At 36.8% G+C, this 7,017-nt stretch carries 6 protein-coding genes; all 6 read left to right on the forward strand.

All coding sequences use genetic code 11. The features are described from left to right. Nucleotides 1–27: 27 nt before the first annotated feature. From C406_RS0104235 to C406_RS0104260, 6 genes are read left to right on the forward strand one after another with little or no spacing between them, the layout of a single operon-like run. Nucleotides 28–1,947, forward strand: coding sequence for a penicillin-binding transpeptidase domain-containing protein (locus C406_RS0104235; protein WP_017379351.1), 1,920 nt, complete (start codon nt 28–30; stop codon nt 1,945–1,947). Nucleotides 1,948–1,989: 42 nt separating this feature from the next. Then, nucleotides 1,990–2,961 (forward strand): phospho-N-acetylmuramoyl-pentapeptide-transferase, encoded by a 972-nt coding sequence (gene mraY / locus C406_RS0104240; protein ID WP_017379352.1) that lies wholly within the window; start codon nt 1,990–1,992, stop codon nt 2,959–2,961. After that, a complete protein-coding gene (gene murD / locus C406_RS0104245; RefSeq protein ID WP_017379353.1) occupies nt 2,962–4,314 on the forward strand; it encodes a UDP-N-acetylmuramoyl-L-alanine--D-glutamate ligase in 1,353 nt (450 codons plus the stop codon). 22 nt (nt 4,315–4,336) lie between these two features. Beyond that, nucleotides 4,337–5,422, forward strand: a complete 1,086-nt coding sequence (gene ftsW, locus C406_RS0104250) for a putative lipid II flippase FtsW (protein ID WP_017379354.1) — start codon at nt 4,337–4,339, stop codon at nt 5,420–5,422. 22 nt (nt 5,423–5,444) lie between these two features. Further along, complete coding sequence (locus tag C406_RS0104255; RefSeq protein ID WP_017379355.1) at nt 5,445–6,233, forward strand: cell division protein FtsQ/DivIB; 789 nt, start codon at nt 5,445–5,447, stop codon at nt 6,231–6,233. Further along, a complete protein-coding gene (locus C406_RS0104260; protein ID WP_017379356.1) occupies nt 6,214–6,930 on the forward strand; it encodes a DUF881 domain-containing protein in 717 nt (238 codons plus the stop codon). Before C406_RS0104255 ends, C406_RS0104260 begins: the two co-directional genes overlap by 20 nt. The last annotated feature ends 87 nt before the right edge of the window (nt 6,931–7,017 follow it).

A 7,017-nucleotide genomic window follows, 5' to 3' on the forward strand; every position in this document is an offset into this window, starting at 1 on the left:
CGCTGATATAAAACAAGGTGTGGATATATGAAGGCAGGAGTGCCTCATCAATTGAAAATTAGAGTTCGGACAATGGTTTTATTATTTTTTTGCTTAAGTGTCGCGTCAGTAGGGAAACTAATTGTTATGCAGTTTTTTCAGTATGAATGGCTCACGCAAAAAGCAGAAGAGAATTGGGATCGAGAAATACCTTTTTCACAAACCAGAGGGAACATTCGAGATCGTGATGGAGAATTGATTGTTGGGAGTAAGCTTGCCCCGACACTTTATTTTATGCCTGCTCAAAACGAAGATGTTGAAAGTGCTGCAACCAAACTAAGTGTGGCTTTAAATATCGATGAAAAAAAGCTAGTCGAGCAAATGAGTAAAAAAACTTTTCTAATTAAATTGGCACCTGAAGGCAAGAATATTGATCTTGGAAAAGCGCTTGAAGTACAATCAATGCAAATTCCTGGTTTGTATGCAGGTGTTGATTATGTGCGTGATTATCCACATGATGATTTATTGTCACGTCTTATTGGGTTTACTGGATATGATCATCAAGGCTTAGCCGGAATTGAATTTCAATATAATAAGTACTTGACATCAAGACAATCGACATTACGCTTATTTACTGATGCTAAAGGGAATTCATTACCTCATGTGAATGACGGATGGGGCAAAGGGACTGATGGTGCGACAGTAGATTTAACGATTGACTTAGATATTCAAGAGGTTGTTGAACGTGTGCTTTCCCAAGCAATGACAAAGTATGATGCTGACCAAGCTATGGGAATTGCAATGAACCCGAAAACGGGTGAGATTCTATCTATAGCATCCTTTCCTACTTTTCATCCATTACAATATGCTAAAGTAAGTCCGAGCGTTTATAATCAAAACTTGCCAGTGTCTATGACATTTGAGCCGGGGTCAACATTTAAAATTATTACGCTTGCCGCTGCGCTTGAAGAAGGAAAAGTAGATTTGAAAAAGGATTCATTCTACGACCCTGGTTATGCAATGGTAGAGGGTACAAGATTACGTTGTTGGAAAAGAGAAGGACATGGAGAGCAATCCTTTTTAGAAGTGGTTGAAAACTCATGCAATCCAGGTTTTATTGAACTAGGTCAACGTGTTGGTCGGGAGAAGCTATCGAAATACATACGTGATTTCGGTTTTGGGCAAAAAACAGGATCCTCCATTGCTGGAGAGTCCACAGGTATTTTGTTCTCTGAAGAAGCATATGGACCAGTTGAACATGCGACTACCTCTTTCGGTCAAGGAATATCGACGACCCCAATTCAACAAGTTCAAGCCGTTTCAGCAGCTGTCAATGGGGGAACTTTGTTTCAACCGTATGTAGTGAAAAGGATTTATAATGAACAAACGAACGAAGTAATAAAAGAAAATAAACCAACTAAAGTACGACAAGTTATATCAGAAGATACATCAAAAAAAGTTCGGGAAGCGTTAGAGTCTGTTGTGGCAAATGGTTCAGGACGTAATGCTTTTCGTGATACAATGAGGATTGGCGGGAAAACAGGGACCGCACAGAAGGCTGTTAATGGTCGGTACGTTGAAGGACAGTACATTGTATCGTTTATTGGATTCGCCCCTGCTAACGACCCTGAAATAGTCGTTTATGTAGCTATAGACAATCCAAAACATATTGTACAATTTGGCGGAGTTATTGCAGCACCTATTGTAGGGGAAATTCTTGAAGATAGTGCGCCTTTTATAGGATTTAATTACAACAAAGATCAAATCCAAAAAGAGTATAGATGGGGAGATTCTATAGAACGAAGAGTTCCTGAACTCGTCGGGCAAGAGAAAAGTAAAATTGTGATGATAGAAGAGCCCTTTAAAATTGAATGGCATGGTACTGGGACAAAAATTGTATCCCAAATACCCAAAGCAGAAAGTTTACTGTCTATAGACGGTACAATTCATTTATACTTAGGTGAATAATAGAAATTAAGAATACAATCGTTTATTTTAAGGAGATTACACATGACACTCGTAACAACATTTATGATTGTAGGAATCGGCTTTTTACTTACGGTTCTTTTAACCCCACTTTTTATTCAGGTAATCAAACGGATGAAATTTGGTCAAAGTATCCGAGAAGAAGGTCCACAATCTCATATGAAAAAAGCAGGCACACCTACTATGGGTGGATTTGTCTTTATTATCTCTATAGTCTTAACAACACTAGGAGTTGCCTTTTACTTAGAAATGTTAACCACACAAACGATTGTTTTAGTTTTAGTGTTTGTTGGATTTGGTCTCATTGGGTTTTTAGATGACTTTATTAAAGTAGCCCTTAAACGCAATTTAGGATTGACTTCACTACAAAAATTAATCGGGCAAATTGTGATAGCTATTGCTTCTTTTATGCTACTTATACAAGGTCCATTTGAAACGACAGTTAGTGTCCCTTTTACTGGTTGGTCGATTGATCTTGGGATAGCGTATATTGCTTTTATGATTTTTTGGCTTGTTGGATTTTCAAATGCTGTGAATCTAACGGATGGTCTAGATGGTCTTGTTTCTGGAACAGCATCAATTGCATTTACTACATTAGGCGTTTTAGCCTTAATCTATCAACAACAAGATATTGCTATATTTGCTTTTGCTGTGACAGGAGCACTTCTTGGGTTCCTAATTTTTAATGCAAATCCTGCAAAAATATTTATGGGTGATACAGGTTCACTTGCTCTCGGTGGTGCCCTTGCAATGGGGTCTATTTTAGTTAAACAAGAGCTTTTGCTGGTGATCATTGGTGTAGTTTTTGTTGTCGAAACGTTATCGGTTATCATACAAGTTATCAGCTTTAAAACAACGGGCAAACGAATTTTCAAAATGAGTCCTATCCATCATCATTTTGAATTGTCAGGTTGGTCTGAATGGAAAATAGTTGTTGTCTTTTGGTCAACTGCTTTCCTAGCAGCTTTTATCGTAGTTATGCTGGAGGTATTATAAATGAATTACATTTCTGAATTCACATCAAAAAAAGTACTTGTGCTAGGACTTGCAAAGAGTGGTGTTGCGGCAGCTGAACTTCTTCATAAATTAGGCGCATTTGTTACAGTTAATGACGCAAAGCCATTTGATGAAAGTCCGGACGCGCAGAACTTATTAAGTAAAGGCATTACTGTTATTTGTGGAAGACATCCAGAGGATTTACTTGACGAAGGATTTGAATATGTAATTAAAAATCCAGGTATTCCTTATAATAATCCTATTGTTAGTGATGCTATATTACGAGGTATTCCAGTATGGACAGAAATGGAATTAGCTTACATGATTAGTGAAGCTCCATTTATTGGGATAACAGGTTCGAATGGTAAAACAACCACTACGACTTTGCTATTCCACATGTTAAATCAAGGTGGTCAAAAACCTTTAATTGCTGGGAATATAGGAACAGTTGCTTGTAAAGTTGCTGAAGATGCCCAAGCTGATCAAGTGATTGTAACTGAACTTTCATCATTTCAGTTGATGGGAATTAATAAATTCCAACCGAAAATTTCGATTCTTATCAATTTGTATGAATCCCATTTGGATTACCATGGTACGTTTGAAAATTATGCGGATGCAAAATTTGCGGTAACTAAAAATCAGACGAATGAAGATTTATTTATTTATAACGCTGATCAACCTGCTGTTGTTAAATATGCAGAACTTACAAAGGCAAAACTTTTGCCATTTTCAACTAAAGGTAGAAGAGCAGAAGGAATAAGTGCAGACGCCACGACTATTTATTGGCTGGGTGAACCTTATTTAGAGAGAAAAACGATTGCATTACCTGGAGAGCACAATCTTGAAAATATACTAACAGCTGTTGCGACTTCTATTTTAATGGGTTGTCCTAAAGGAACAATTCAACATGTCTTGACGTCCTTTACAGGAGTGAAACATCGCACACAATTCGTACGTGAGTGGAAGAAACGTAAATTCTACAATGATTCAAAAGCAACAAACACGTTAGCAACCAAAAGTGCGTTAGCGGCATTTGAACAGCCTGTAATCTTAATAGCTGGTGGTTTAGAGCGAGGACATTCATTCGAAGAAATGCGACCTTATATGGAGCATGTGAAAGCTTTAGTCTCATTTGGAGAAACAAGTAGTCGTCTCGTTGAATTTGCAGCATCCTGCGGTGTAGATTATTTGAAAAAAGTAGATGATATTGAACAAGCAGTGAAGGTGGCAACAGCTATATCAGAACCTAATGATATTATTTTACTTTCACCTGCTTGTGCAAGTTGGGATCAGTATGCAAACTTCGAGTTGCGAGGAAACGATTTTATCAAAGCTGTTTTTCAAATTAAATAATATATAAATACCAGATGAAAGGATGCCAAAACTGCAGAAAAAACCTACACATATTTTTCTGTTTACGAGTTTACTATTAACCGTTATTGGTTATTGTTTTGTTTATTCTGCCGGTTCCTACTGGGGGAAAGTCCATTACGAAGATAGCCTACCATTCTTCTGGAAACAATTTTTTTATGGAACTTTAGGGATGCTTTGTGCGTGGATAATTTTGAAAGCCAATTTTATAAGTAATCATAAATTTTGGTTAAGTGCTTATATTTTATCCATACTTTTATTATTTGCCGTTTATATCCCTGGTCTTGGTGTAGTTCGAAATGGTTCGCAGAGCTGGATTCAAATAGCTGGTTTTAGTTTGCAACCTGCTGAATTTGTGAAAATTTCAGTCATAGGATTTTTGGCATGTATTCTAGCAAAAGGTACAAATCTCAAGACTAAGTCCTTTATAAGACCATTACTTATTTGTCTAGTTCCAGCTGGTATCATTTTAGTGCAACCTGATTTTGGAACTGCTTTTTTATTAATAGTAGGTGGATTTTCTCTTTTATTTATTGCTGGTTTACCCATGCGCTTCTTTGTTAGTATTGGGGTAATTGGTGTACTAGGAATTGTTGGTTTAATCGCATCAGCACCCTATCGATTACAGCGTATATATGCATTTCTTGACCCTTGGGCAGATCCGTTAAACAGTGGATTTCAAGGCATTCAATCTCTTCTAGCTATTGGCCCATCAGGTTTATTCGGGCATGGATTTGGTAACAGTAGGCAAAAGTTTTTATATTTACCAGAACCTCAAAATGATTTTATCTTTTCTATAATTGTAGAAGAAATGGGTTTTTTTGGTGCGCTAATTCTTATTAGTTTGTTTATACTTTTCTTATACACAGGTTACCGATTAGCTATTCTCGCGCCTACAAAAGTTGGTTTTTTTGCAATAGCAGGACTTCAGTCCATGATTGGCTTCCAAATATTTTTAAATATTGGTGTTGTCGTTGGGTTATTTCCTGTGACAGGAGTGACTTTGCCATTTATAAGTTATGGTGGTTCTTCACTACTGTCAACTTGGCTAATAGTAGGACTCATTCTTCGTTTTTCAAAAGACATATAGAGTTATGAAAGGAGTGAATAACGTGGATAAGATTATCGATATTGAAGACCGAATACCAACGCTTAGGGAGCGGCGGAAAAAGAGAACAAATCGCAAGTTCACGTTATTACTCGTTATTTTCTTGCTAACTTTACTTGGTCTCCTCTATTTTCAATCTCCGTATAGTCATGTACAAAAGATAGTTGTTATTGGAGCAGATTTAGCATCCAGTGATGACTATATTGAACAAAGTGGTATACAAAATGGACAATCTATGTGGGAAGTTAGGACAAGCAATACAGAAAAACATTTACAAAAAAACGAGTGGATTCAAGATGTTATAGTCAAACGAAGTGGATTCACTTCCGTAACTATTGTTGTGAAAGAATGGAAAAAATCGGCGTATATTCAATCAGAATCTGGTTATGATATCGTGCTTGAAAATGGTTCAGTCTTTCAATCTGATCATACGATTGCACCGCTGGATGCACCTTTATTAAGTAATTTTGAGAATCAAAAAATCACAATGCGCATGGTAAAAGAACTTGCGAAAGTAAAAGGTGAAGTATTATCCATGATATCTCAAATTGAATCAACTCCTTCAGAAGTTGATCCTTATCGTATTAGACTATTTATGAATGATGGAAATGAAGTAAGAGCCGTTATTTCGTCATTTGCTGATAAAATGAACTATTACCCGTCAATAATTGCACAAATTGGTAAAACCGAAAAAGGTGTCATAGATATTGAAGTGGGTTCATTTTTCCAAACATATTTAGACGTGTATAATCCGCAACCTAAGGAGGAGGAAATTGAAGAAACTCCAGAATAAACAAACTCGATCACTTGTCAACAAACGTATTATTTTTTCCTTAGTATGTTTAGTTTTAGGTTTTATTTTAGCTTATTCCTATAGTTTATCTAGCAGCAAGAAGCTAAGTGGAGTAGCTGACAGTAGCAAGTACTTTGAAAAAGAGGAAAGCTATCGTGAAGATCTAATTCACCAAAAAGAACGTAATAAAGAATTGGAAAATGAACTACTAACGAGACAACTTGAAGTAAGAGAAATTGAAAAGTCTCTTTCGGGTAGTGAAGAACAATATGAGAGTTTAATTGGTGAGGCTGAAGATTTACGCCTATTGATTGGCATGCTTCCAGCTACAGGTGAAGGTGTAAAAGTGCAGCTTCAAGATGCAGAGTATAATCCAGCATCAGTTAATCCGAATGACTATATCGTCCACGAAAGTCATGTCTTTCAAGTGTTAAATGAATTGAAAATATCAGGAGCAGAAGCGATCACTATTAATGGTCAACGACTTCATGCAAATTCGTATATTAAATGTAACGGCCCTGTTATTACTGTAGATGGACAACAATTTCCTGCACCATTCATTATCGAAGCAATCGGTGATCCATCAGTTTTAGTACCATCACTCCAACTTACAGGTGGAGTATTAGACCAATTAGTTAACGATAATATTGTAGTAACAATTGAAAAAAAATCAAAAGTACAAATGCCCGCGTTATAACATTGAAAGGCGTAAAGCGCCATCTAGCTCAACCCCGGCGCTGGAAGAACCGATACGAAAGCTTCTTTCGTCTGAGGTTCTGAAGCT

This window comes from Paenisporosarcina sp. TG-14, from assembly GCF_000297555.1.
GTDB classification, from domain to species: domain Bacteria; phylum Bacillota; class Bacilli; order Bacillales_A; family Planococcaceae; genus Paenisporosarcina; species Paenisporosarcina antarctica.

Bases quoted from the DNA above. Each gene is read 5' to 3' on its own strand.
- C406_RS0104235 (WP_017379351.1), top strand. From the start codon at position 28: ATGAAGGCAGGAGTGCCTCATCAATTGAAAATTAGAGTTCGGACAATG.
- mraY (WP_017379352.1), top strand. From the start codon at position 1,990: ATGACACTCGTAACAACATTTATGATTGTAGGAATCGGCTTTTTACTT.
- murD (WP_017379353.1), top strand. From the start codon at position 2,962: ATGAATTACATTTCTGAATTCACATCAAAAAAAGTACTTGTGCTAGGA.
- ftsW (WP_017379354.1), top strand. From the start codon at position 4,337: ATGCCAAAACTGCAGAAAAAACCTACACATATTTTTCTGTTTACGAGT.